The 25,292-nt window shown below is 28.8% G+C and carries 21 protein-coding genes; 3 read left to right on the top strand and 18 right to left on the bottom strand.

The features are described from left to right. Positions 1-87 precede the first annotated feature (87 nt). The 10 genes from QIA41_RS03660 to QIA41_RS03615 all read right to left on the bottom strand — a co-directional run bounded on the left by QIA41_RS03660 (position 88) and on the right by QIA41_RS03615 (position 10,398). A complete protein-coding gene (locus QIA41_RS03660; protein ID WP_320292666.1) occupies positions 88-366 on the bottom strand; it encodes a hypothetical protein in 279 nt (92 codons plus the stop codon). A 23-nt stretch (positions 367-389) separates the two neighbouring features. Continuing rightward, on the bottom strand, positions 390-1,085 hold the full coding sequence (locus QIA41_RS03655; RefSeq protein WP_320292806.1) for a hypothetical protein: 696 nt from the start codon (positions 1,083-1,085) through the stop codon (positions 390-392). Between the two features lie 87 nt (positions 1,086-1,172). Further along, positions 1,173-1,784 carry a tetratricopeptide repeat protein gene (locus tag QIA41_RS03650; protein ID WP_320292665.1) on the bottom strand — a complete coding sequence of 204 codons (612 nt, stop codon included), beginning with the start codon at positions 1,782-1,784 and terminating at the stop codon, positions 1,173-1,175. Continuing rightward, positions 1,784-3,439: a 30S ribosomal protein S1 gene (locus QIA41_RS03645; protein ID WP_320292664.1), complete on the bottom strand. Its 1,656-nt coding sequence runs from the start codon at positions 3,437-3,439 to the stop codon at positions 1,784-1,786. Before QIA41_RS03645 ends, QIA41_RS03650 begins: the two co-directional genes overlap by 1 nt. Positions 3,440-3,441: 2 nt before the next feature. Next, positions 3,442-4,107, bottom strand: a complete 666-nt coding sequence (cmk, locus tag QIA41_RS03640; protein ID WP_320292663.1) for a (d)CMP kinase — start codon at positions 4,105-4,107, stop codon at positions 3,442-3,444. A gap of 1 nt (position 4,108) precedes the next feature. Continuing rightward, a complete protein-coding gene (locus QIA41_RS03635; protein ID WP_320292662.1) occupies positions 4,109-4,840 on the bottom strand; it encodes a pseudouridine synthase in 732 nt (243 codons plus the stop codon). Continuing rightward, positions 4,827-5,594, bottom strand: coding sequence for a hypothetical protein (locus QIA41_RS03630; protein WP_320292661.1), 768 nt, complete (start codon positions 5,592-5,594; stop codon positions 4,827-4,829). Before QIA41_RS03630 ends, QIA41_RS03635 begins: the two co-directional genes overlap by 14 nt. A 6-nt stretch (positions 5,595-5,600) precedes the next feature. Then, complete coding sequence (gene recA, locus QIA41_RS03625) at positions 5,601-6,701, bottom strand: recombinase RecA (protein ID WP_320292660.1); 1,101 nt, start codon at positions 6,699-6,701, stop codon at positions 5,601-5,603. Positions 6,702-6,714: 13 nt separating this feature from the next. Then, complete coding sequence (gene greA / locus QIA41_RS03620; protein ID WP_320292659.1) at positions 6,715-9,417, bottom strand: transcription elongation factor GreA; 2,703 nt, start codon at positions 9,415-9,417, stop codon at positions 6,715-6,717. Positions 9,418-9,453: 36 nt separating this feature from the next. Beyond that, complete coding sequence (locus tag QIA41_RS03615; protein WP_320292658.1) at positions 9,454-10,398, bottom strand: tetratricopeptide repeat protein; 945 nt, start codon at positions 10,396-10,398, stop codon at positions 9,454-9,456. 182 nt (positions 10,399-10,580) lie between these two features. Here QIA41_RS03615 and QIA41_RS03610 point away from each other — a divergent pair, with 182 nt between their 5' ends. Next, positions 10,581-11,708, top strand: coding sequence for a tetratricopeptide repeat protein (locus QIA41_RS03610; protein ID WP_320292657.1), 1,128 nt, complete (start codon positions 10,581-10,583; stop codon positions 11,706-11,708). 61 nt (positions 11,709-11,769) lie between these two features. Here QIA41_RS03610 and hisS read toward each other — a convergent pair whose 3' ends face one another. Then, entirely contained in the window at positions 11,770-13,140 is a 1,371-nt protein-coding gene (gene hisS, locus QIA41_RS03605; protein ID WP_320292656.1) for a histidine--tRNA ligase, read from the bottom strand. Between the two features lie 131 nt (positions 13,141-13,271). Here hisS and QIA41_RS03600 point away from each other — a divergent pair, with 131 nt between their 5' ends. Beyond that, positions 13,272-15,161 carry a penicillin-binding protein gene (locus QIA41_RS03600; protein ID WP_320292655.1) on the top strand — a complete coding sequence of 630 codons (1,890 nt, stop codon included), beginning with the start codon at positions 13,272-13,274 and terminating at the stop codon, positions 15,159-15,161. On the opposite strand, the gene QIA41_RS03595 is transcribed toward QIA41_RS03600, so the two are convergent. From QIA41_RS03595 to QIA41_RS03575, 5 genes are all read right to left on the bottom strand, one after another. Beyond that, entirely contained in the window at positions 15,162-17,054 is a 1,893-nt protein-coding gene (locus QIA41_RS03595; RefSeq protein WP_320292654.1) for an AMP-binding protein, read from the bottom strand. A gap of 291 nt (positions 17,055-17,345) precedes the next feature. After that, positions 17,346-17,654, bottom strand: coding sequence for a PG0541 family transporter-associated protein (locus QIA41_RS03590; RefSeq protein WP_320292653.1), 309 nt, complete (start codon positions 17,652-17,654; stop codon positions 17,346-17,348). A 1-nt stretch (position 17,655) separates the two neighbouring features. Beyond that, positions 17,656-20,868, bottom strand: a complete 3,213-nt coding sequence (locus QIA41_RS03585) for an efflux RND transporter permease subunit (RefSeq protein ID WP_320292652.1) — start codon at positions 20,866-20,868, stop codon at positions 17,656-17,658. A gap of 18 nt (positions 20,869-20,886) precedes the next feature. Continuing rightward, the gene (locus tag QIA41_RS03580) at positions 20,887-21,840 is read right to left on the bottom strand and encodes an efflux RND transporter periplasmic adaptor subunit (protein ID WP_320292651.1); all 954 of its coding nucleotides are present in this window, start codon (positions 21,838-21,840) and stop codon (positions 20,887-20,889) included. Between the two features lie 11 nt (positions 21,841-21,851). Further along, the gene (locus QIA41_RS03575) at positions 21,852-23,084 is read right to left on the bottom strand and encodes a TolC family protein (protein WP_320292650.1); all 1,233 of its coding nucleotides are present in this window, start codon (positions 23,082-23,084) and stop codon (positions 21,852-21,854) included. Positions 23,085-23,211: 127 nt separating this feature from the next. Between QIA41_RS03575 and yidD the strand changes: the two genes are divergently transcribed. Next, positions 23,212-23,502, top strand: a complete 291-nt coding sequence (gene yidD, locus QIA41_RS03570; protein WP_320292649.1) for a membrane protein insertion efficiency factor YidD — start codon at positions 23,212-23,214, stop codon at positions 23,500-23,502. Here yidD and QIA41_RS03565 read toward each other — a convergent pair. Together QIA41_RS03565 and QIA41_RS03560 are read right to left on the bottom strand one after the other, a co-directional pair. Then, positions 23,491-24,375 carry a glycine betaine ABC transporter substrate-binding protein gene (locus QIA41_RS03565; protein ID WP_320292648.1) on the bottom strand — a complete coding sequence of 295 codons (885 nt, stop codon included), beginning with the start codon at positions 24,373-24,375 and terminating at the stop codon, positions 23,491-23,493. The two genes, yidD and QIA41_RS03565, sit on opposite strands and share 12 nt — an antisense overlap. Positions 24,376-24,389: 14 nt before the next feature. After that, complete coding sequence (locus QIA41_RS03560; protein ID WP_320292647.1) at positions 24,390-25,289, bottom strand: ABC transporter permease; 900 nt, start codon at positions 25,287-25,289, stop codon at positions 24,390-24,392. Positions 25,290-25,292: the final 3 nt, after the last annotated feature.

Below are 25,292 nucleotides of genomic sequence, written 5' to 3'. Positions count from 1 at the left end.
TCCACTACATTAATAATAAACATCATTTTCTTCAACAAAATTATTAAAAACCAAGTTGATACCTAACTTTTTTTAAAAATCATTATTTTACAAATCGTTCTTATTTCTCTCAGAAAATTTAATCAAGCCTATTAAAATAACTGAGCCCAAAATAGGAAACAAATAAAGAACAAGATCTATTTGTCTTTCATAATAATCAGAATAAAAAAAAGGGATAAAAAACAAAAATACAATGCCACCTAAAAAACTTATTAAATAAACTACCAAAAACTTAAAATTCAATATATTTAAAAATATAACAAAAAAACTTACTAAAAAAGAAATAATAATATTTGTTAAAATCAAATGAGAAAAAAATACTATCATACCCTCCCCCCCCTTAAAACTAGCTAGTTAGACAAACTAAATCCCGACAAATCTCCAAGATCAATAAGAACACTGTAAGCATCGTCAACAACGCTGCCTACACCCATAACAAAAATTGCCAAATTATATTTAGGGGCAATATCTCTTGTAAAAAAATCGTCATTTATGTGTCTTAGGTCAATTGGCCTTTTCTCTCTGTCTAAAAGATTAGACTTTTTAATAGATTCTGAAAAACCTACATATTGCCCCTTGTCAATGTAAGACCTATATATGTTAGTCTTTTCAAGAAGAACAGGAGACGAAGAGGTATTTCCATTTCTTACAATAATAAAAGCCTCACCGGGAACATCTTTTCTTAATTCTTCAAAATTTATTTCAAAATATAAAGGCAATTTGTTATCGACCCATTCTTTATTTAATTTAAAAACAGGCTTACCCGAATAAATAGTAGGGCTCAAATTTATTTTATAAAATCCTCTATTATTAAATTCACTAATATTATCAAAAACACCCTTTAAGGCTTCAAAATCTCTTTCCACGCTTTTTTGAAAACCGCTTATGTGATAATTGGCGCCTTCTGGATAAAATTTGTAATATATATCAAAACCTCTTAAATTTTCAGCCGTTTGATCAGAAAAATAATCTGATGGTAAAAAAAAGGCCACAGAATCTCTTGAAATTCGATTATCAACCCTTTCTGGAGGAGGAAGTATTAAAATATTATCAAGACCACATCCAAAAAAACCTAGATAAAATGCAAAATGAAAGATAAAAAAAATTACAAAACCTCCTCTCAAAGATAGAAATTAATCCTGTTTAAGTTCTAAAATTTTATTATTTGCTATATTTATATATAAATTATTTTCATAGGGAAACTTGACAATCTCTTCATATACCTTTAAAGCAAGATCTTTATCTTTTTCCTCAATCAATATTGCCTTACTCAAAAGAGCTCTTACTTTTAAAAAGCCTAAACTAGTGCTATTAATAAGATCCTCATAAATCAATAAGGCATCCTCTTTTAATCCCATTTTTTCATAAACTGCGGCTTTATTGATAGAAGCAATCTCGCTTTCAATGCTTTTTGATTTAATAACAATATCTAAATCCTTAATAGCCTCTTCATACTGCGCTTGACTTTGTAAATATACAGATCTGGCCAAATAAAACCTTGAAATAAAGTAAGACGAAATTTCTTTTTCCTTTAAAATAAGTTCCTTTATCCTAAGAGATATTTTTTCCTTCTCTTCGGTATCATTTTCTTTTAAATAATCGTTCAAATCCTTTTCAAGATTTTCTACTATCTCTCCACCACTTTTTACATAATCTTTGCCTAAAGAATTATAAAAAGCAACAATAACAGATACAAATACAAAAATAATAGCAATAAAAAAAACTAAAAGATTATTTCTAGCCATTATTCATCCCTTTTTAGCAAATTTTCAAATGGTTTATAAGATTCCTCATCATTACCTTTAAATAAATAAGAAGAAATCTCTTCTCTTGATTTTTGATTTTCATATTCCCTATAAGAAAGCAGAACCGATTTGTCTTTAGAATCAATACTTGTTATTATCACTTTAAGCTTATCTCCAACACTTAATTTTTCAAAAGTTTCTAAACTGGATTCTTTTGTATCTCCTAATTGAATTTTACTAATAAATCCCATTATTTTATTATAAACTCTTACTTGAAAGCCTTTTGACTTTTTCTCTACAATCTCAACTTCAATAGCATCACCTTTTTTATAACTTTTAGAAAAATCTTCCCAAGGACTCTCTTCCAACTGCTTAATTCCTAATCTAACATTTCTCTTTCGTCTGTCAACTTCAATCACTTTCCCATTAACTAAATCACCTACCTTGAAATATTCTTCAGGATCAATCTCTTCAAGCCAAGAAATATCAAATTTACTCACATAAGCATCTATACCTTCTTCAATATTTACAAAAGCACCTGTTTTTGTAACATTAGTAACAACCCCTTGAATAACCCTTCCAATAGGATATTTCTCAGTTAACCTCTCCCAAGGATTTTCATTAATCTGCTTAATACCCAAAGATATTTTTTGATTCTCTTTGTCTATCTCTAAAATCTTAACTTCTACTATTTGACCAAGTTTTATTAATTCTTGAGGACTTTTTATTACTCTTATCCAAGAAAAATTACTTATATGTAAAAACCCCGACAATTCGCTGTCAAGCTCAATAACAGCTCCAAAGGGTAAAATTTTTACAACTTTTCCTTTTACAATGCTATCAATTTTATACTTAATATCTACAGAATCCCAAGGATTTGCTTTCAAGGCCTTAAGAGATAATTCCATTTTACCTGTTTGTGGATTTATCTTAATAATTTTCAATTTTAACTTATCGCCAACTCTAACAAAATCTTCAATATTTTCAACTTGATTAAAAGCAATATTTCTTTTATGCAAAATTCCTGTAACAAAATTTTTAATTTTTACAATCACACCATACTCTGTAATACGATCAACCACCCCATCAACAACATCTTCTTCATTGTAAGAACTTACTAGCTCTATTCTTTTGGCAAGCTCTCTCTCTTTTTCTAAAGTTCGCCTATCAAGAATAAGCCTCAAACCGCCCATTTCGCTTGCTTCAAGGATATAAAATTCAACAACAGTGCCTCTTTTTAATTTTTCATCTTTAGACTTAGAGCTCAAATAAAAAGGCATAAAGCCAGAAACATTTTCATTAATTTGAATCTTATAGCCATTTGAAAGCTCAGCTAACACCTTGCCTTTAATTATTTTTTTATTTTGAATATATTCACTTACTTTATCTTGAAAATTTAAAGAATCAAGCTTTTCAACACTTAAAATCAAGCCCAATTCTCCACCTATTCTAACAACGATTGCTTCAAGTTTATCGCCAATTTTGGGAACATTTTCAAATTCTTCAATCTTGATAAAACCTTCAGATTTATAACCAATATCTACTAAAATATAATCCTTCATAATGTTAACAATCGTTCCAGAAACGCGACTTCCAAGTTCTACTCTTTCAAGTACTTTTAAATAATTTTCTTGTAAATCTTTTTGATTTTCCATCCTCACCTCTCTCTTACTTTTTTCAAATTAAACTTTTCTATTATAATATTACATACATCGTCTAATCCTTTGTAGCTTGTATCAAGGTAAAAAACCCCTTTTGATAATTTCAATTTACCATATTGTTTTCTCTTATCAACATCATCTCTTATTTTAAGAGTACGCTCTAATTCTTCTAAAGTCTCATTCCCATTTCTTTGTTTATACCGCCTCAAAGCCCTAACTTTAACAGAAGCATCAAGATATATTTTGAATTCAGATTCTGGAAAAACAACAGTAGTAATATCTCTACCTTCTATTATATAATTATCATTGCTAAATTTAACAACCTCTCTTAATTTTTTATTCACAATGTTTCTTATTCCAACATAAGAAGAATAAAAAGAAACTTGAAAATCAATCTTATCATTTAAAATTTGATTTTCAACATTCTCTCCATTAAGAAAAAACCCAGAATCATTAAAACTTATATCATTCTCAAGGATCAAATTTAAAAGTCTATCCTCACTAACAAAATCGCAGCTACTCATAAGAGATCTTTGGGCAATCAAAGTTATTATCCTGTAAAGATAGCCAGAACTAATAAATTGATAACCCAGTCTTATACCAAGCGCCCTTGCAATTGAACTTTTTCCTGATGCCGAAGGTCCATCAACTGCTATTATCATTTTACTTCTCCAGCCTGGATTTCAATCTATTTATCTTAACCAAGGGAATAATTTTTACTTGCCCTTCCTTTAAATTATCCAAATTAATATTGCCAATTCTAATTCTATGAATCTTTTTTAAAAAAATATTTTTACTTAAAAACACTTTTCTTATTTCCCTATTTTTACCTTCGTCTAAAATCAATCTAGCAGAATTTTTATTTAAAATTTCATAAGATTTTAATTTAAAAAAGTCTTTTTCTACCTTTATGCCCGATTTAAAAGAAATAAGCAAATTTTCATCAATATCTTTTTTTGACTCAATAATATATTCTCTTTCAACTTTTAGCCTAGGGTGAATAATATTATTTGCAAATTTACCATCATTGGTGAATAATAAAAGTCCAGAGCTTTTAAAGTCAAGTCTACCAATTGAAAATACACGCTCTTTAAATAAAGGCTGAACCAAAGATATTGCTAGCCTTCTTCCATTAACATCGAAATTGGAACATAAATAATTTTTAGGCTTGTTAAGAGCCAGATAAATTCTATTCTTACTCTGAAATTCCTTAAAAACATAAATTTGTTTTTTATAAATTATTCTGTCCCCTAAAGCTACCTTATCTCCAAGCTTAGCAATAGAGCCATTAACTCTTACAAGTTTTTTTCTTATCAACTCCTCGCAAAATCTCCTTGATCCTACTCCCTTTTCAGCTAAAAACACATGAACTCTGGGGGTTTTAAGTGCAATCATTAATTTTAGAACCTCGATACAATACTAATTTATTATTAAGATATCCTAAATTTACAATATCAAGCATTTTGCACTCAAGAGATACCAAAAAATAAGAAAATCTCTCAAAAAAATAATTATCGGCATTAAAATCTAAAAGAGAATCAAAAATTATGCTACTCTCTTTATTTAAGATAGAAATAATTTTCATTTTTTTCTCAAAAATTTTCAATTCATATTTATTACAAACAACTTTAAATTTTTTATTACACAAAAAATTTTTATTAATAACTTTTTTCTCCAATATACTAGACTTTCTCTTTAAATTTTTCTTTTTATTAATACCATTAGTAATGGTATTAATATTTTTAACAAAACTACTATTATCGCCAAAAATAAAATCTTCAATCATTTTTGAGTCATATAATTTAAAATTATTTGCTTGATTTAATTGTAATTTTTCGTTTTCTCTATTATTAGTATAACCTATTAACTTTTCTACAATTTTGCGTTCCGCCTTATCTTTGCATTCAAGCTTCGATGGGAATAAAATTTGAGTTTTCCAATAAAATAAGTTGTTAGCAAGATAAAAAAAATCAATCAATCCCCCAATACTTATATTAAGGTCACTTGAAACAGCTACAAATTCTTCAATTATTTGATTTAAACTCAAAGTTCTTAAAACATGCCTATTCATACTAACATATTCAAAAAAAAGCTCTATTCCGCCTGTAAAATTATCAAGTCTGATAGAGTAACTACTCAGTTCTGACATTCGCTCTTACTCATCACATTCATCTTCTTTAAATTCAATAGAATTGGCATCCCCTTGATCAAAATTATTAAAAATTATTTTTCGAAGTCTCTTATCCAAATCATTTGCAAATTCTACTTCTTTGCTAAGATATTCAATAACACTATCTCTACCCTGTCCCAACTTATTATCTTCCAATGAATACCAAGAACCTGCTTTTTGTATTAAATTATGCTTAACAGCAGCATCTAAAATATCAGCTTCTCTAGAAATGCCTTTTCCAAAATAAATTAACAATTCCACCTTGCGAAAAGGTGGAGCAACCTTATTCTTAACAATTTTAACTCTAATCTTATTGCCAATAACATCATCACTTGCGCCCGATCTAGTTACTTGTTCGACTTTTCTAACCTCAAGTCTAAGAGATGCATAAAACTTTAAAGCATTCCCGCCAGTAGTGGTTTCGGGATTGCCAAACATAATACCAATTCTCATTCTTACTTGATTAATAAACATAATACAAGTATTGGATTTAGAAAGTATACCCGTAATCTTTCTAAGAGCTTTGCTCATTAACCTCGCTTGAAGACCAATCTGAGAATCTCCCATTTCCCCATCTATTTCCAACTTAGGGGTTAAAGCTGCTACCGAATCAACTACAATCAAATCAATACCACCGCTTCTGATTAAATGCTCGACAATCTCAAGGGCTTGTTCACCAGTATCAGGCTGACTAAGCCAAAGTTCTGCAACATTAACTCCCAAGGCTTTTGCATAAACAGGATCAAGCGCATGCTCAGCATCAATAAAAGCAGCTATGCCCCCTTCTTTTTGTACCTCAGCAATCGCTTGAAGAGTCAAAGTAGTTTTGCCAGATGACTCAGGACCAAATATTTCTACTATGCGCCCCTTAGGATATCCGCCAATGCCAATAGCTTCATCCAATATAATAGATCCACTCGATATACTTTTTATACCTTTTCCAACAGGAGATTCTCCCATCTTAATAAGGCTTCCTTTTCCAAAAGCTTTTTCTATTTGAACTCTTGCAAGCTCAATAGCTTCTTCTTTATTTACTCTCTCCATGTTAACAGCAAATTTTTCTCTTTTTTCCTTTAACTTTGACATCCTTAAATTTTTCCTAACTAAATTTTATGGGTTCTATTTTTTTTACAAGATATCTAAAATTAGTATTATTTATAATAAAATTGAGATTATCTCCTTCCTTAGAATCAAGCAAATTTTCTCCAAAAGGAGATTTATATGAAATAATGCCTTCATCGGGATTTGATTCCCAAGGTCCAAGTATCAAGTAAGATTCATCTTTGCCCGTAGCTTCATTTAAAATGATAACCTTAGTTCCAAAACCAACAACAGAACTTTGAAGATCTTTGGTATCTATCACTTTTGCATTCTCTATTTCCAACATTAAGGAGTTTAATCTTTTTGTCAAAAACTGTTGTTTTTCCTTAGCAGAATGATATTCTGCATTCTCTTTTAAATCACCAAGTTCGCGGGCTTTACCGATTTCTTTCGAATTTTCTGGAATTTCAACTTCCTTTAGATATTTAAGCTCTTTTTGTTTTTTATTCAAAGAACTTAATATAGTTAAAAATCCAATTTCCATTCTCTCGCCCGCAAGCTGCATCTTTTCATCTTCAAACTCAACCGAATCAAATAATTGTCTTATTATAGATTTAATCTCTAAAAGATCCTTAGGGGGAAAATCTTTCACATAAAAACAAGTCATATAAATTCTCTTTGCAAGTTCTTCATCTCTAGAGCACTCTAATACCGATTTCAGATATCCATCTTTAACTAAAAGATTAATTATCATTTTATAAATTCTTTTACTTGCAACAGAATTATTTTTATTATTAATTTTAATAACACTGTCTGTTAAAATTTTAACCAAATTAACCAAAAGATCTGAATCTGAATAACTTAGTTCAACAGAATAAGTTTTATAGTGCTTTAAAATCCAAATATAAGCATCCTTATAGATTTTATAATTTTTTATAATATAATTAAATAATTTTTCTACTTCTTTAGGATCTTCTTTATAAAGTGATTCAACTAATTTCTTATTAACAGAATGTGGAAAAAGCTCCTTATAGTATAAAATCCAATTACTAAGTTCTTTTCTAATTAAAGCAACCAATTCTTTTTTAATTTCTGCATTCAAAATTGAATCAAAAAGATCTACTATACCTTTCGAATACTCCTTTAAAAGAGATTCTAAATTAACATCTTTTTCTATATTAACTTTTGATAACAATTCCTCAGAAAAATTACCTAAAGATTTGAGAATAACGTAAGAACTTATAACATGATGATCAACTTTTGTAAAATTGTTAACATAAATCAAAAAATAATTAAGCATTTCTTCTTCAATGTGCAAATCCTTAACAATTCCTTTGACATTACAATAATTTATAAATATCTCGTATCTTTTATAAAAATCTTTCTCAATCTTAAATTTATCATACATTTTTTCATTTAAATTGGAAGATCTCTCATTGTATATATAACAATCAAGCTTGCCAGAATCCATAACAAAATGGGGATTATCCTTTAAGATTTGCTTTGCCTTCAAGCTCCATGAATTCCATGAACTTTGAGTCATCAAGCTTGGTACCAATTCTTTTTTTATTCCTCTTAAATCAATAGCTTTATAACTTTTTATAATGACCTTTAAAGTCCAATCAATATCTTTTTTCACTCTATCTGCAAGCTCCTCTTTAGGTGTTATAGCCTTTAATACCCTAATATCTTCCCTGCTAAGAGGAGAAAGAGCTGACATAGCCATATCAAAGCCAATAAAATGGCCTCTTTTAGAAACAAAATCAACCGTAATGCCATGATCGTTTACATCCCTTACTATTCCAACAGACCAAGTCTGGTGATAAACAAAGTTACCTTTTGCAAAAAACAAATACTTTTCAAAGTCTGAATATACCTCAACAAAATTTTTATCTAAGTTTTCAATATCAGACTTTACAAGATAATCTTCAATATTTTTTACATCTTTATATCTTTCTTTTAAAAATTTAACTAAATTTTCCCTTGCCTTATGATTTTTATTGTCAAGCTTTAAAATACCTTTTAAAATTTCTATTGTCTCATCAATATTATCAGTCAAAGAATAATGATCAAATAAATCCTCATAAAGAACTATAGCTTTTTTAAATCCAAGATCTTTTTCAATTTTTTGCAAAATAAGCAAAAAAGAATCAAAATCATCTGAAACATAATAAATAAGCTTTGTCCATACTTCTCTGATTCCCGACATTTGTTTTTTATCAATAAAACGATAAATGGCCTTTCTAAAGTAAAAAATTGATTTTTGCAAATCAATAGTTTCATAATAAGTAGCAAGTTGTCTTACAAAGACAGTGTCATCAATATCCGCTTCAACAATTCTAGTCCAAATGCTTGGAAGCTTATCATTTTCACTGTTTTGAGCATATATTTTTGCAAGGGTATAAAGCGCATGTTTATTTTCAGAAATAAAAAGCATTTCATTACATATATGCTCAACAAGAGACCATTTTAAGTTTTGAGAAAATAAATCAATAACGGCAAGCAAATTCATATCATTTAAAGGCCGTCTACTATATATAAGCATCCCAGAAATATAAAGACCTGCTATGCTTTTTTTAACATCCTTTAGATGCCTGCCGCAAATATCAAGCACATCCTCTGTTAACCCCTCATCAATTATATTATCTATCAAATCATCCAATTCTTTTATTTTAGCAAGAGAATAATTACTAACAACTATTCTTGTCCACTTATCTTCTTGTAAAATACTATCTAATTTCTCTATGGTAACATTAGACATTAAACTCTCCTAATATCGATTTTTAGCATCAAACAACTAATTTACATACTGTTGATAAATTCCCAAGTCTATTTCTTTTATATATAGCAAAATTTCATCAATACGTGCTCTATCCTCTTTTATCCTTACATAATGATCAATAAGCCAAAAATATTTATTAATAAGTCTTGGAAGCAATATGCTCTCATTTATTGATCTATAAGACTTTTCTTTAAGTTCATTGCGTAAACTATAAACAGATTGCTTCAGCTGTCCAAGCTCTATAGGTCTTAATTCTCTTTTAACATTAAAAACACCATTAAGAGAGCCATAAACAGGAATCCATTCTTTTATAAGATCATCTGAGATGTTCCTATCAGACCTAATAAGATCTATTAATCTTAAAATCATATCAGACTCAAGAGAATATATATCTATCTTTTGGGGATTAATAAAAAAAGCCTCTCTGAATAAGACTTTAGCTTCTTTAATTTCATCAACTAAAGCGTAAGAATCAGCAAGCTCTGCAACAACATCTGAGTTTTCCTTAGCATCTCCTAATATTTGCAAAAAGACATTAATTGCTCTCTCGTAATTTCCCATACCCTTATAAGACTTAGCAATTTTTATTAAAAGGTCCAAATTTTCTGGATGTAGTTTATATATGTTTTTATATATGTAAAGACAAGTCTGAAATACAAAATATTTTATAGAATTACGACCTTGCAAAAAATTACAACCCATTTTCCTTAAATATCGTCCTGCAAAATTATTCCACTCTCTTATTAAAAATTCTGCCTTTTCATAATCTTGTCCTATTCTATCAAGGCTTTCAATTTGACCGTTCCAATACACAGAGCTTTTCAAAGCTGTTAAAATTTCAATATTATCAAAATCAAGAGAATGGGCTTCTTCGGATTTTACTAAAGCTTCTTTGAAATTGCCTTTTCTAAAATCTAAATAAATTTCTTTAATCAATTCAACGATTCTTTCTGATGACACATCCCCACCATTTTAAAAATATATACAACCACCCCGTTACATTTTATATAATTATATCATTTATCAATTTTTAGTCAAACAAGAAATTAAGGCAAAATAACAATATTTTTTTATTACTCTTTCAAAAGAAAATCTTATATTATAATATTAAAAAGAAAATCGTGGGGTCAAATTCTAGCTATATGGAACCTAATAAAATTATTAACAAGGCTATTTATTACTATAATTCAAAAAAATATCCACAAGCAATAAAGCTCCTGGAAAAAGAAATTTTTTTCTACAAAAATTACTATTTGTATCACTACGTCTTAGGAATGTCTTATCTTCGTATTGGAAATCTTGGCAATGCTCAAACATATCTTAAAAAAGCTTACACTTTAAATCCTAGTGAATCAAATATAAAACAAGCTATTGCTATACTCTTAGCAAGCCAAGGCAAAGAAGAAAAAGCTATTCAAATATGGCTTAAAATGATAGAAGAAGATCAAGAAGTAGCTCGATCAGAGCTATCTCTTGAAATTATCCGAAAAAATCCTATCAAAGGATCCATCTTTTTAAAAAATAGCAACCTATACGAAAAATTATTCCCAATAATTAAAACAATGCCCGATAAAAATTTAACAAAGTTGATCATAATCATTGTCATTGGGGGAATTGTATTTATTCCAATGTTGGCCATCTATTTCATTTTTTATGAGCAAAAAGAAACAACATCTGCAAATCGAAAAGCAGAAATAAACAAAAATTTAAACAACATTGCTGCTTACATTGATGAAATTAAAATAAATAACAAGGAAAAAATAAAAAATGAAGAAGGTCAATTTATATTAATACTAACTAGCGATGAAATTAAAGATTCTTTTGAAAAAATTAAAATTTATTTAAAAACTGGAAAAGATAATTTTGCAAGAATTGAAATAAATAAAATATTAAATTCAAACGCATCAGAATCTATAAAACTAAAAGCCAAAAATCTTGCAAGCTTCATCTCAAGACCAGATTTTATCAGCTTTAATGAATATGTAAACTTAAAAGATATCAAAAAAGATCCATCAATCTATTCAAACGTATATGTAAAATGGGAAGGAATAGTAAATAATGTAGAAAAAACCAACAACATAATTAAATTTGACTTTTATGTGGGATACAATAAAAATGTACTCTTGGGAATTATCCCAACAAAAACAACCTTTGATATTGATATTGATTTTAAAGACAATGTGGAAATACTAGGACAAATAGAATACAAAAACGACGAACTTATCTTAAATGCAATTACAATTAGAAAAATAGATAAAAACAGAAATTAACTATAAAACTTTGGCAAAATTTCTCAAAACAATCGAACCTCAAGACAATCAAAATTTAATATCAAAAAGGGGTGCACAGCAACTTTTCATTACATTTGATAAGATTTATTGACTCTTCAAAAGAAAGTAATAACTCTTCTTTTTTTGTCAAATCTCTTACTTTCATTTTATTTTCTTTATATTCTTCTTGACCAACAAAAACTAAAAATCTTATCTCTTTGCTTAAAGCATATTCTATTTGTTCTTTAATATTTTTACCATTTTTATTTTTAAAATAGACTTCACAAGAAATATTTTTAACCTTGGAATAATCATGATTTCTAAACCTAGTAGCAAGTTCATAATAATAATTTTGCAAAGTATTATCTAGATTTACAATTAAAACTTTGGATCTAGCCTTAGTGACAAATATTTTAACATAGCTAAACTTTTCAAGATCTATTATATCTTTTATTCTATCAACACCAAAAGATCCTCCAACTCCTGAAATTTTTTGAATAGAGCTTGAGAAAGAAGAAACCAAATTGTCATACCTTCCACCACTACAAACACTACCCATATTACTACCAAACACTTCAGATTCAAAAACAATCCCCGTATAATAATCAAGCCCACGTGATATTTTAAGATTTAAATTAAAAGAATCTTGAATTTTCAATAAACTAAGATGTCTGAAAACATCCTCTACTCTCTTAACAGAATCGTTATCGCCCAAAATACTTTTTAAGGATTGAATTTTTTCTTTAAAAGAACCTTGTAAACTCACTAAGCTCAATATTGAATCTACCGCTTCTTCTTCGATTTTAACAAGCAGCGCCTCTTTAACTTTATCAATTCCTATTTTATCTATTTTGTCAATATTTCTTAAAATAAAAATAGATTCTTCTTTGATTCCTAACTTTTCAAAAAAAGAATTTAATATACCAAGATGGGAATAATGAATAATGAATTTTTTATTAATGCCTTCTATGAAATTCAAAAAAATCTCTTCAAGTCCATAATATACAACAGAAAGAATCTCAGCATCACCTCTAAAACTGTCCTCTCCAACTATATCAAAATCAAACTGCATAAATTCTCTGTATCTACCTTTTTGAGAATTTTCCCCTCTAAAAACTTTTCCGAATTGAGAACGTCTGAAAGGAAGTTTCAAACCAGAAATATTTGTAGCAACAAATCTGGCAAAAGGAACGGTCAAATCAAATCGCATGGAAACATCTCTACCCCCATTGTCTTTAAACCTATAAATTTGCTTTTCGGTCTCATCACCACTCTTTTTTAAAAGCAACTCTGAATATTCAAGAACTGGTGTATCTATTAAATCAAAATTATAAGAATTGAGAACGCTAAATATCTGCTTAACAATATGAATTCGAATCAAAGAATCCTTAGGTAAATAATCCTTAAAGCCTTTTAAAGTTTTAATGTCCATTATATTACACCCTCTACTATTAGTAATCTACTTTTTCAGAATATAATAACATATAATAGTATAGATGCAAAAAGATTTGAATAATTTTTCATTATACATAGCCATAAAATAATTTAAGAGGTCCAAGATTCATGTCCAAAAAAATACTTAATAACAGGTATCGAATAAAAACAATATTAACAATATTCTTGGGAATAACCTTGCTAACCATTTACAAATATTTCATGCTAATGGTCTTTAATAATAGTCCAGATGAGATAATACCTTTAAAGTCAAATGATATTGTTAAAAGGGGCGCAATTTATGATAGAAATGGCAAACCAATAGCATTCTCTTCGAGATCTTACTCAATAGGAACAAATCCTCAAAAAATAGAAAATATTGTAAGCACATCTGAAACTCTTGGCGCAATACTCCAGATTAATTCGGGAATTTTAAAGGAAAAACTTTCATCCAATAAAGGATTTTTATATATCAAAAGAAAAATAAAAAGGGAGGAATCGGATTTAATCAAAAGAATTCAAGCTGAAGGCAGACTCTCAAACATTTCTTTATATCCTGATTACACAAGAATTTATCCTTTTCGACATGCAACAAGCAATATTACCGGATTTGTAGGAACAGATAATTTTGGCCTTGAAGGCATTGAGTTTTCTCTAAATAGCATCTTAGGAAGAGATAAAACAAAACAACAATTTTTTAATGAAGAATTAGAAATAAACAACATCTACTTAACAATAGATATGAATATACAACAAGGCGTTAGTAAAATAGCTGAAAAGTACTTTAAAGAAAATAATCCTGAGAGTTTAATTACCTTAGTAATGGACTCTCAAAATGGAGAAATATTGTCTATGGTTCAATTTCCTCAATATGATGCAAACTTTTATTCTGAATATCCTGAAGAAATTCGAAAAAACCTTTCCTCATCGCTAACATATGAGCCTGGAAGCATTAATAAAATTTTTACAGTTGCAATAATATTAGAAAGTGGAAAATTAAATTTAGAAGAAAAATTTTTAGACAATGGAATATACCAAAAACAATTCCCATCGGGAGAGAAAATTACAATCAAAACTCTAAATCCTCCCTATAAACACATCGACTCTACAGAGATTTTAATTTATTCATCAAATGTGGGAATAGCTTATATTACTGAAAAAGTTAGTAATGAATACTTTTACAAAAAACTCTTAGATTTTGGATTTGGAGAAAAAGTTGGATTCCCATTTCCCGGAGAAACAAAAGGGCTGTTAAACCATTATTCAAAATGGTCAGGACGAAGTAAAGCTACAATTGGATTTGGACAAGAAATAGGGGTGTCAGCGGTTCAAATATTACAAGCTGCAAGCATACTAAGCAATAATGGAATAATGTTAAAACCCAGAATAATAAAAAAAATAAGCAACGATAAAGGAGAAAATATTAAAGAATTTGATAAAGAAGAAATAAAAAGAGTAATATCCAAGAATTCGGCTCAAAAAGTTTTAAAAATGATGCGGGAAGTTGTAAATAAAGGCGGTATTCCAAATATTAAAATTAAAAATCTTGACATTTCTGCAAAAAGCGGAACATCCCAGGCTATTGATAGAAAAACCGGCAAATACTCAGAAGAAGACTATACATCCTCTATCTTAGCAATATACCCTACAGAACAACCAAAATATATTATTTATATTGTATATAGATACCCAAAAAAAATAATATATGGAACAAGAATAGCAGCTCCAATGGCAAAAGAAATAATAGAATTTATTGAATACCAGCAAAATACAAGCGCATACAAAAAAATCAAGATGCCATCAAAGATCAAGATCCCTAAAACCACCATTAATTACGAAAACAATGAATATTTACCAAATTTTATCAACCTTTCCAAAAGAGAAGTAATAGATATACTAAAATACTATAGAAATACGATGAAAATAAAAATAAATGGTGACGGATTTGTTTACAAGCAAAGCATAACCCCCAATACAAAATTAGAAGATATAGTAGAACTTGAACTATATTTAAAATAACTAGGTAAATAAATTTTTAATTTCATTTTTATAAAAATTTAAAATATAGCTTCGCTTAATATCCATTTTAATCGATATTTCCTTACCAACTTCAAATGGCTTTTCCAAAAGGGCAAACTTCAATATCTGCTCAAAAGGCTTAAATCCATTAGTTCTATTGATTAATTTTTTTATTTCATCATTTATAGCCTTAAGAACAATATTATTTGCAATAATTTGTCGCCTATTATTAGCATCAAAAATTTTTTGCCCAACACTTTCTAGATATTTATTTATTTCTTCAAAATTTGGAAGAATAAGAGCCCCTAAAAATTTTTGATCTTGCCCTACAACAACCGCTTTTTCTATTAATATTGATTCTTCAAGCTTAACTTCAATTGGAGCAGGCTCAACATTCTCTCCATTATTCAAAACAATTGTATCTTTTTCTCGACCAATAATTTGAACAACATTGTCCTTGGACAATTTTGCAATATCACCTGTGTTTAAAAAACCATCAGCTCCAATAATCTTGCAAGTTGCTTCTTTATCCTTGTAATACCCAAGCATTACTTGGGGGCCTTTTACAAATAAAATTCCTTTTCCAGGCTTTTTAAGTTTATTACCATCAGAATCTCTAATCTCAGCAACAGTTCCAGGCAAAATTTTACCACAAGTCCCAATAATCACTTTTTTATATTTATTAGAAGCCACACCGGGTGAAGTTTCTGTCAATCCGTAAGCATTGGCAAGTTCAACACCAATTGAATTGAAAAATCTAACAACAGACAAAGGCATGCTCCCGCCACCAGTGATTCCAACAACAAAATTATTGCCCAAAATTCTATTTATTTTATTAAAAATCAAAATATTTCCCAAAGCCTTAAAAGGGAATAAACAAATTAAACCGCATATTCCCAAAATTTTCTTTATAGGAAAAAATAAACTAAATCCATTATCTGGATAAAGCCCCATTACCGCCCTATAGCAAATATCATTAAGAAATGCCGATTTTATAAAAAAATGAAAAATTATTCTAGAAATAAAAGACTTCTTAGAAACTTCTTTGTAAATATTTTGTCTTATTGCAATCCAAAGTCTAGGAACAGCTGCAATATAATGGGGATTAATATTTCTAATATCATCAAGCATAGCCCTTGGAACAATAGTAGAAAATAAACACACCATACCATTAAGGAAAATATTGTAAGAAAAAGATCTTTGGAAAGAATGCCAAATTGGCAAAATACACATAAATATTTGTCCCACTTGCACATCAACCATTAAACTAAAGCTAGAAACTTGATAAAGAAGATTAGCATGACTGAGCATTACACCTTTTGGATGGCCGGTTGTTCCAGAAGTATATATTATTGTTGCCATATCATTAGAATCAATTTTACTTGCAACGTCAATAATTTCTGAATCTTTTCTTAAATTGTCACCAAATAAAATACAATCACTATAGGTATAAATTTCAAAATCCTTATACTTTAATCTATCTTCCTTGTTCAAGTTTTCAATAATAATAAATATCGGTTTTACTGTAAATTTAATTTGAACAAACATATCAAGAAGATTTAAATTTTCTAAAATAACTATACCCGGAAAAACAGAGTTGAAAATAATTTCAGCTTCAAAAAGAGTAACATCAGAACCTTTTGGGATATCAACAGCACCTAAAGATAAAATTGCAAAATCTATCACAGTCCACTCGACCCTATTTTCAGAGCAAATAAATATTTTATCTTGATGCTTAACATTGATTGACCTTAAAAAGGAAGCAAGCTTTAAAACATTGTTTTTTAAGTCGCTATAAGTAACATGGACATATCCACTGTTAACTTTATATATTTGAGCAATTTTATCCTTTTGTTGATCAGCTACTTCAAAAAATGCCTTTGCTATTGACATATAATCCCCCTTTTAACAAAATTAATATGGTTTATTATATCATTATTAACAATAAATTCATAAGAATATTTTTAAAGCTTACTACTGCAAAAAGCACACAGAAAGCCTATAAGGATAAGAATCTAAAAAATCAAAACAAAAATTTAAAAAATATTTAATAAAAAAAATAAATTTCTGTTTTAATATTTCTACTCTTTAAAATTATATTTTTATGCGCAAACTTTAAAGCATAATTTTTATTATTAAAAAATTTATTACCCAAAACAGTACCTGAAATTCTATTCTTAAAGATTAATTTCTCAAAACAAAAAAATTAATCCCCTCTGTGGGGTAAAAACGATTTAAATCATCTACAACATTCTTCAACCTATTAACAATAGATTTACTTGAGGTATATATAATCAGAATAAAATTTTCCTCAGGCCAAACACCATTGCCATGCTTTTCTCCCTTTTTACCTTTTCCATAAACATTTCCCATCTTAGAATAATATATAGATTCCCCTAGCTCTTGCTCTATTTTTTCCATACATTCAAAAACATCAAGCTCTAAAGATAAATTGGAAATTATTTCAATCCTATACCTATACAATTTAGTCATATCAATCCTCATCTTCTTCAAATAGATTATCATAACTACTTTTAGTTGAATTATTAATTTTGAATGATTTTTCAACATCTACATTAGATACTACTTTTTTTAAATTAAATTTGAAACTTGAAACAATATTGGAAAAAATTTCAAAAAGCATAGGAATAAAAAATAAAGTAAGAAATGTACTGGCTGTCATTCCGCCAATAAAAGTAAATGCAATTGGCTTTAGAAGTTCATTTCCACTTCCACTAGAAACTGCCATGGGAATAAGACCTATTATTGAAGTCAAAGAAGACATTAAAATTGGTCTAAGCCTTGAACGACAAGATTCAACAATTGCTTCTCTTAAGCTAAATCCTCTCTTGATCAATAAACCGGTATAGTCTACAAGAACAATTCCCGTATTTACTACAACACCAACAAGCATAAGCATCCCAATTGCAGCAAAAACAGAAAGTTTTTCTCCCGCAAGAAAATGTATGAGCACAACCCCTATTGCCGTTAAAGGGATTGTAAAAATAACAATAAAAGGTTTTAAAAAAGATTCAAATTGAGAAGCCATAATACCAAACACAACAATAACAGCCATTACGATGATTATTTTAAACTGATTCATGATATTTGAAAATTCATTATAGTCTCCTTCAACCTTAAGCACTGTGCCCTCTTGATGAGGAACCTTATTATCAATGAAATCTATAACTTTTGCGGTTACTTGGGTTAAATTATCATTTGGAGAAATGCCTGCATTAAGATAAATAGTTAAAGCTTGATTTTCTCTGTAAATAGATTCAGCTCTATTGGTTTTTTCAAAGGTAGCTATTGATGAAAAAGGAATTTTAACTCCAGATGAGTTTGTAATAAATATTTTTTCCAAATCTTTTAAATTTTTAACATCCATTCTATCAAGCTTAATAACAATATCATAATTAAGTCCATTCTCTACATATTGCCCAGCAACAACACCATTTACATTGGCCCTCAGTTCATTTAAAATGGTATTCATATCAATACCATAATTATAAGCTAGTGCTCTATCTATCTCAACACCAATTTGGAGCTGAGAATCACTTATACTAAGTCTTGGATTTACAAGTTCAGGAATTTCCTTTTTTATCATATCAACTAAAGTTTTCCCATAATCTTTTATATAATCAAAATCATTCGCTGAAATTTTAATTCTAATAGAATCTCCAGCACCTAAAGCATTGCCTCTGGAAGGATCAATATTAAAATCGGGATAAAGATTCCCAATACGATTTACAATTCTATACTTAATAGCATCGTAATCTATTTTTTCAATTAACTTATCTCTTGCTTCTTCTTTAAGGGGAAACAATATGTTGAAAGTTATTCTTTCAGCACTTAAAGTAGAAATAATGCTTTTATACCCTTTAGCCTCACTTTTTACAATCTCTAAAAATCTATTAGAATAAACTTTTGCATATTCTAAATTGGTTCTATGGGGAAAATTTAAATTAATAATAACTGAGTCATCTTCTCCTCTATCAAAAGTTGTTACATCTAGCAATAATCCTAAAAATAAAGATGCAACAAAACTAAAAAAAACAACCAGCCCAAAAATCAATTTGTGATTTAAAACTATATTTAATAAATTGATATACAAAAATTCTAAAAAATAATAAATACTTGCAATAAAAGCATCAATTTTCCTAATAAAAGCACTCTTAATATTTTTTTGAAAACTCGTATATAAACCAACATAATGACTTGACAAAACAGGAACCAAAAAAATCGCAACTAAAAGAGAAACTCCTAAAGAAATAACAATGGTAAATGAAAAGTCTTTAAAAAAATCTCCATATACCCCAAGTTCTGATTTAAAAATAAGAAATGGACCAAAAACGCAAATAGAAGTAAAAGTTGAAGATGTAATAGGCAACATCATCTCTTGAGCTCCAAGGATGGAAGATGAAATAAGCTTTGCTCCTTTTTGCCTATATTTGTATATATTATCTATTACAACAATTGAACAGTCAACAACCATTCCAATTCCAAGCGCAAGACCTGCAAGGCTCATAATATTAAGAGAAATATTTGCAAAATACATTAAACAAAAAGTTAGGACAATTGCTATTGGAATAGAAATTCCAATAATTATTGTGGCTCTAAGGCTTCTTAAAAAGAAAAAAATAACAAATATTGCAAGCATAGCCCCAAAATAGGCTGAATTTACAACAGTTGAAATAGACGCTTTAATAAAATTAGTGCTATCAGAAGCAATCTCCAACCTCATATCTTTAGGCATAGATAATTTCAATCTTTCTATTTCATTCACAACAACATTAGAAACTGTAATAGAATTGGCATCACTACGTTTTTGAACCGATAAAGAAATTGAGGGCAATTCATTATATTCAACATATTCTGTCAAATCTTCAAAATCAGTTTTAATATTGGCAATATCTTTAAGTTTTATTTCAATAGCAGATGGATTTATACCAGAAGAAACATCGGGAACCTTATATGCTATGACTACATCACCTATCTCTTCTATTGATTTAAACTTTCCAGATACTTGAACTAAATATTCTAAATTGTCTTCTAATATATTACCAGCTGAAAGCTCAAAATTTTGAGATGCTATAATAGAAGATATTCTTGACAAAGAAAGCCCATAAGACTCTAATCTGTTTTGAGAAACTTCAATTAAAACACGTTTTTTACTCCCACCATTAACAGTAACAACTGCAACCCCATCAAGCCTTTCAAGTGAGGGTTTAACAATCTCATCAGCATATCTTTTAAGCTCAGAAATGGGCCTTACAGAATTAATAACAATTTCCATTATAGGAATATTTCTAAGATTGTATCTAAAAATTCTGGGGGTCTGTGATTGGCTGGGTAATGAGGATTTCACCAATTCAAGAGCATCTCGAATTTCATTTAAAACCAAATCTAAATCGGTCCCATGATAAAATTCAAGCGAAACAGAGCTATTTTCCTTAGAAGAAACGCTATATATATTTTTCAAATTCTTTACAGAACTCAAGCCACTCTCAAGAACCCTAGAGACACCCTCTTCAACTTCTTTAGGAGAAGCACCGGGATAAAAAGTGTTAATGCTTATTTGGGGAATATCAATTCCAGGCAAAAGGTCTACTTTTAATCTTGAAAAGGTATATAAACTTATCATCATTAACAATGAAAATAGAATCAACATTGTTATTGGTTTGCCAACTATTCTCTTTACCAACATAACACATCTCCTAATAAATTAAATATTGCTTTCAGCTGAAAGACTCTCTTTTGTATCTACCAAATTTATTAGAGTTCCATTAGAAAGAGTAGACATACCTTCTACTACAATTAAATCATCTTCTTTAACCTCGCCAGAAAGAGCTACAATGCTGTCTATTTCAAAAAGTACTGTAACGGGCAACATTTGAACGCTTTTACCCTCTAAATCAAGCTTAAATACAAATTTATTGCCCTCTCTTTCAACAACAGCCTCTCTTGGAATCTTAATTACATCCATAAAGCGTTTAGTAATAAGTTTAATTTTAGAAAACATGCCAATAATCAGTTTATCTAAATTACTACCAATAGGTGTAAGATATACCTCAATAGTTCGACTTTTAGAATCTAAAACGGGGGAAATCTCTGACACTTTAGCTTTAAACTTTTCATTAGGATAAGCTCCAACTTCAATAATAGCGTCATTTCCGACTTTAATATCTGAAATGTATTTTTCAGATACATAAGTCAAAATTTGCTTTGTATCTATTCTTCCTACTACTGCTATGCTGGACTGAGAATTAACTGTTTCGCCAATTTTTTTTCTAATATTTAAAATATATCCAGAGATTGGTGCTCTTATAGGGCTTTCCAAATATACAGAGCCAGGCTTTGAAGGATCAAGAGTTGCAACTATTTGTCCCTTTTGAACATAAGCTCCAAGTTTTATTCTCAAAGAAGTTATTTTACCTACGGTATCTGGAAAAATATCCGCTTTAACTTTTGTATCTACATCACCATTTAAAGATAAATAATCACTCAAAATTCCCTTTTTAACTTTTATAGCTATTACTGGAAATCTATAAGAACTTTCTTCCTCTTTATCAATATTGTTGTCATCTGGTTTGTTATTACTAACACAAGCAAACAAAACTAAAATTAAGATTAAAAAATATTTTTTAAAATATAAATTAATATTAAAAATTAAATTCATAAAAATACCTCTCAATCCAATGAATTTATTAAATTCTTATATTCAAGTATAGAATTGGTATAATTCAATTTATCTTCAATGAACTTCAAATCGCTCTGTTTATAAACAAGCTCAATATCATTCAATTTAGAAAGATCTATAACTCCGGAATTAAAGGCATTAAATGCCATTTGATAATTCTTATTAGCTAATTCTAGATTAATTTCAGAGGCATCAAGAATTGTTTTATATCTTCTAATATCTTTTCTCTTTTGCACAATACTAGATTTTAAATCTCTAATTTTAGCTTCAATATTGTTTTGCAATATTTTTAATTGATAGTTGTTGTCTTGTATTTTAGTAAAACTATTTGAAAATGGAAATATCTCAGTTAAACCATAATTTAAGCTAAAGGATGTCAAAAATCCACTTGAAAAACCCCTGGAATTTTCATTAAATGATTTATAAGGGGAGTAGGAAAATGACAACGAAAGGCTTGGCAAAAAAGTATCTAACCAAAGCGAACCAATAAGCTGCTCTGTCATTTTTAAACGAATATTCAACTCCTTAATTTCTAATGATTCACTTAAATTTAATTCTTCATTAAAAGAAAAATCTATTGTCTCATCTAACAATTCTTCAATAATTTCAAAATCTTGATCCGGATCTAATCCTATTAATAATTTGAAAATTTCTTTTGATTTTTCAAAATTAATAATCTGACCATCTAAATCTGGTTGAGATTTTTTATACTTAAGCTGAGCATCAAGAAAATCTATTTCTGATATTAGTCCATTATTATAAGCAATACTAGCTTGCTCAAACTTAAGCTTACTATTTTGTATCTGGCTTTCAAAAACTTTCAAAGTACTCTTTAAAGCTATTAATTGATTGTAAGATTTAAGAACATTTAACTTAATATTACGAACAGCGCTCTCCCTTTCTATTTTTGCATTTTCATACTCCAGCATAACAATTTCTATTCTTTTTAAAACAGAAGGGGACAAAGAAAGGCTAATCCCAACTCCAAACCCCAAACCCCAATAATCTCTCTCAAGATCACCCAAAGCAGAGGAATTTCTACTAAGTGTAGAACTAAGGTTAACATTTGGAACAAATGCATTCCATGCATTATTTTTATAAAGTTTTTTTATATTTTCCTTGTATTGAGCATTCTCTGAATCCAAACTACTTTCTAAGGCCATATTCACTGCTTGTTTAGGCGATATTTGAATAATTTCAGCAAAAGAAAAAGAGACGGTCATAAAAATTAAAAAAATTTTTTTGATTTAAAGCCCCCTTTATAATAAAAATCAAAATTTGAAATTATAAAACTTAGCTATTATTTTCAATTCATTTGATTAATCATTATATTATAATACAATTCTAAATATGAACATTTTCAAAATTTTATTAATCTTAAATTATACTCTTATTTTTTTAATAAAAATTTACCAAAACACTTTATCTAAAGTATTTGGACTACAGTGCATATACAAACCTACTTGCTCACAATATTCAATTGAATGTCTTAAAAAATATAATTTACTAACGGCATTAATATTAATGGCGCTAAGAATAGCAAGATGTAACGCATTATTCAAAGGAGGAAAGGATTTTATTCCTAAATACAACCCTATTTCAAAATCTTTAAAAGAATTTCAAAAAAGATTAATCAAATAAAGTTTTATATTTTTCTGGAACCCACATCTTGACAATTTCTTTATTATTCTCAACAAATTCAACTGCATTACGATACTCTTTGCCTGGTTCTTTATCATTTCTATCCATTAAGGGCAATATCAAGTCATCATTCCAATAAAAATGATCAAAAACATAATATGCATCAGGATCATCATTTTCAAGTCCAAGTCTAACAAGAGTATGAACACTCTCAATTCCCCCCATAATTAAATCAGGATCATCAAGAAATTTAATATCATACCTAGAAAAAGCCCAATGAGGTTTCCATAAAGGAACCAAAACCCACTCGTTTCTTTTTATCGAAGAATCCAAACTTGCAAGCATAACACTCTCACTTGAAGGAACTAACTCGTACTCTTTACTCAATCCATAATAATCAAGCGCTTGTTCTGTAACAATCTGAGTTCCCGCACCAGCATCTATGCCAATCATTTTGTTCTTGAACATATCCCCTTTGCCCCTAAGCTCACTAATGCTAGAAATTGGAACATAACTTGGCACTACAAACCCTTGAATGGTTCCTTCATAATTTGCACCAAGATCAACAAATTTTGCTTTCAGTTTTTCGTAATAAAATTTATCAGCCGTAGGAACCCAAGAAGATACCGTGCCATCTACTTTTCCGGACGCTAAATATTGATACATTATAGAAGTGGTAACTGAAAATATTTCTGCATTATATCCCATCTTCTCAAAAACAACTTTTAACACATTTGTAGCAGCTGTTTCTCCACCCCAATTCACATATCCAATTTTTACTGATTTCAAATCCTTTGAACTCTTTTTTTCATCACAAGACAAAAAAACAAGAAAAATACAAAATCCAATAAATAATTTATAGACAAAACTCATAAAATATTCTCCACCTATTTATTATATATTTCCAAAAATCTTTTAAATTTATTTTCTCTCTTTCCGCCATAATGATCTGTATTTAAATAGCTAAATTTAATAAAGATAGATTGCATAATCCTATCTAAAATAATAGCTATAATAACAACTGCTAATCCAGATATCAAACCCTCACCGAAATTTAATCTTTCTATAGAGTAAATCACAGTCCTACCCAAACCAGACGATCCAACCATTGCAGCAATTACTATCATGGATATCGCCATCATTATTGACTGATTAATACCCTCAATTATACTCTGAAGAGAAAGGGGAAGCTGAACTTGCAAAAGAATGCGCAAATTACTACTGCCAAAAGACTTGGCCGCTTCTATTACTTCATTTGAAACTTGAACAATCCCAAGTCTTGTATATCTAATAACAGGGGGCATAGCAAAAATTATTGTAGCAAATATAGCAGAAGCTGTGCCCATTCCAAAAAAAGGAATAGCGGGAATCAAATAAATAAACGGAGGCATAGCCTGCATTAAATCTAAAACGGGTTTTAAAAAAACATAAAATCTTGGGAAATATCCCCCAAAAATACCTATAGGAATCCCTAAAATAACAGAAACAAATACAGAGACAAATATAATAGCTATTGTATCCATCGAAGCTTCCCAAAGGTTAAAATACAAAATAAAAAAGAATCCGGGTAAAATTAAGAATATTAATCTTTTTTTTAAAAAAACAAAACTTAACAGACATACAATCAAAATAAAAAAAACGGGATTAACAAAAAGAAATAAATTTTTTAAATTTTCGTATAAAAAAATTATACTTTTAGAAAAACCTATTCCATCAGAAATTGAAAAATTATCAACTAAAAAATCAAAAAAATTATCTATTTTCAATATAAAAAAATCTCTACTCATAAA

This window comes from Borreliella sinica (assembly GCF_033969665.2).
Lineage (GTDB): Bacteria > Spirochaetota > Spirochaetia > Borreliales > Borreliaceae > Borreliella > Borreliella sinica.
Note: the sequence above shows the minus strand (reverse complement) of the source record. Positions and strands in the feature narration are given on the sequence as shown.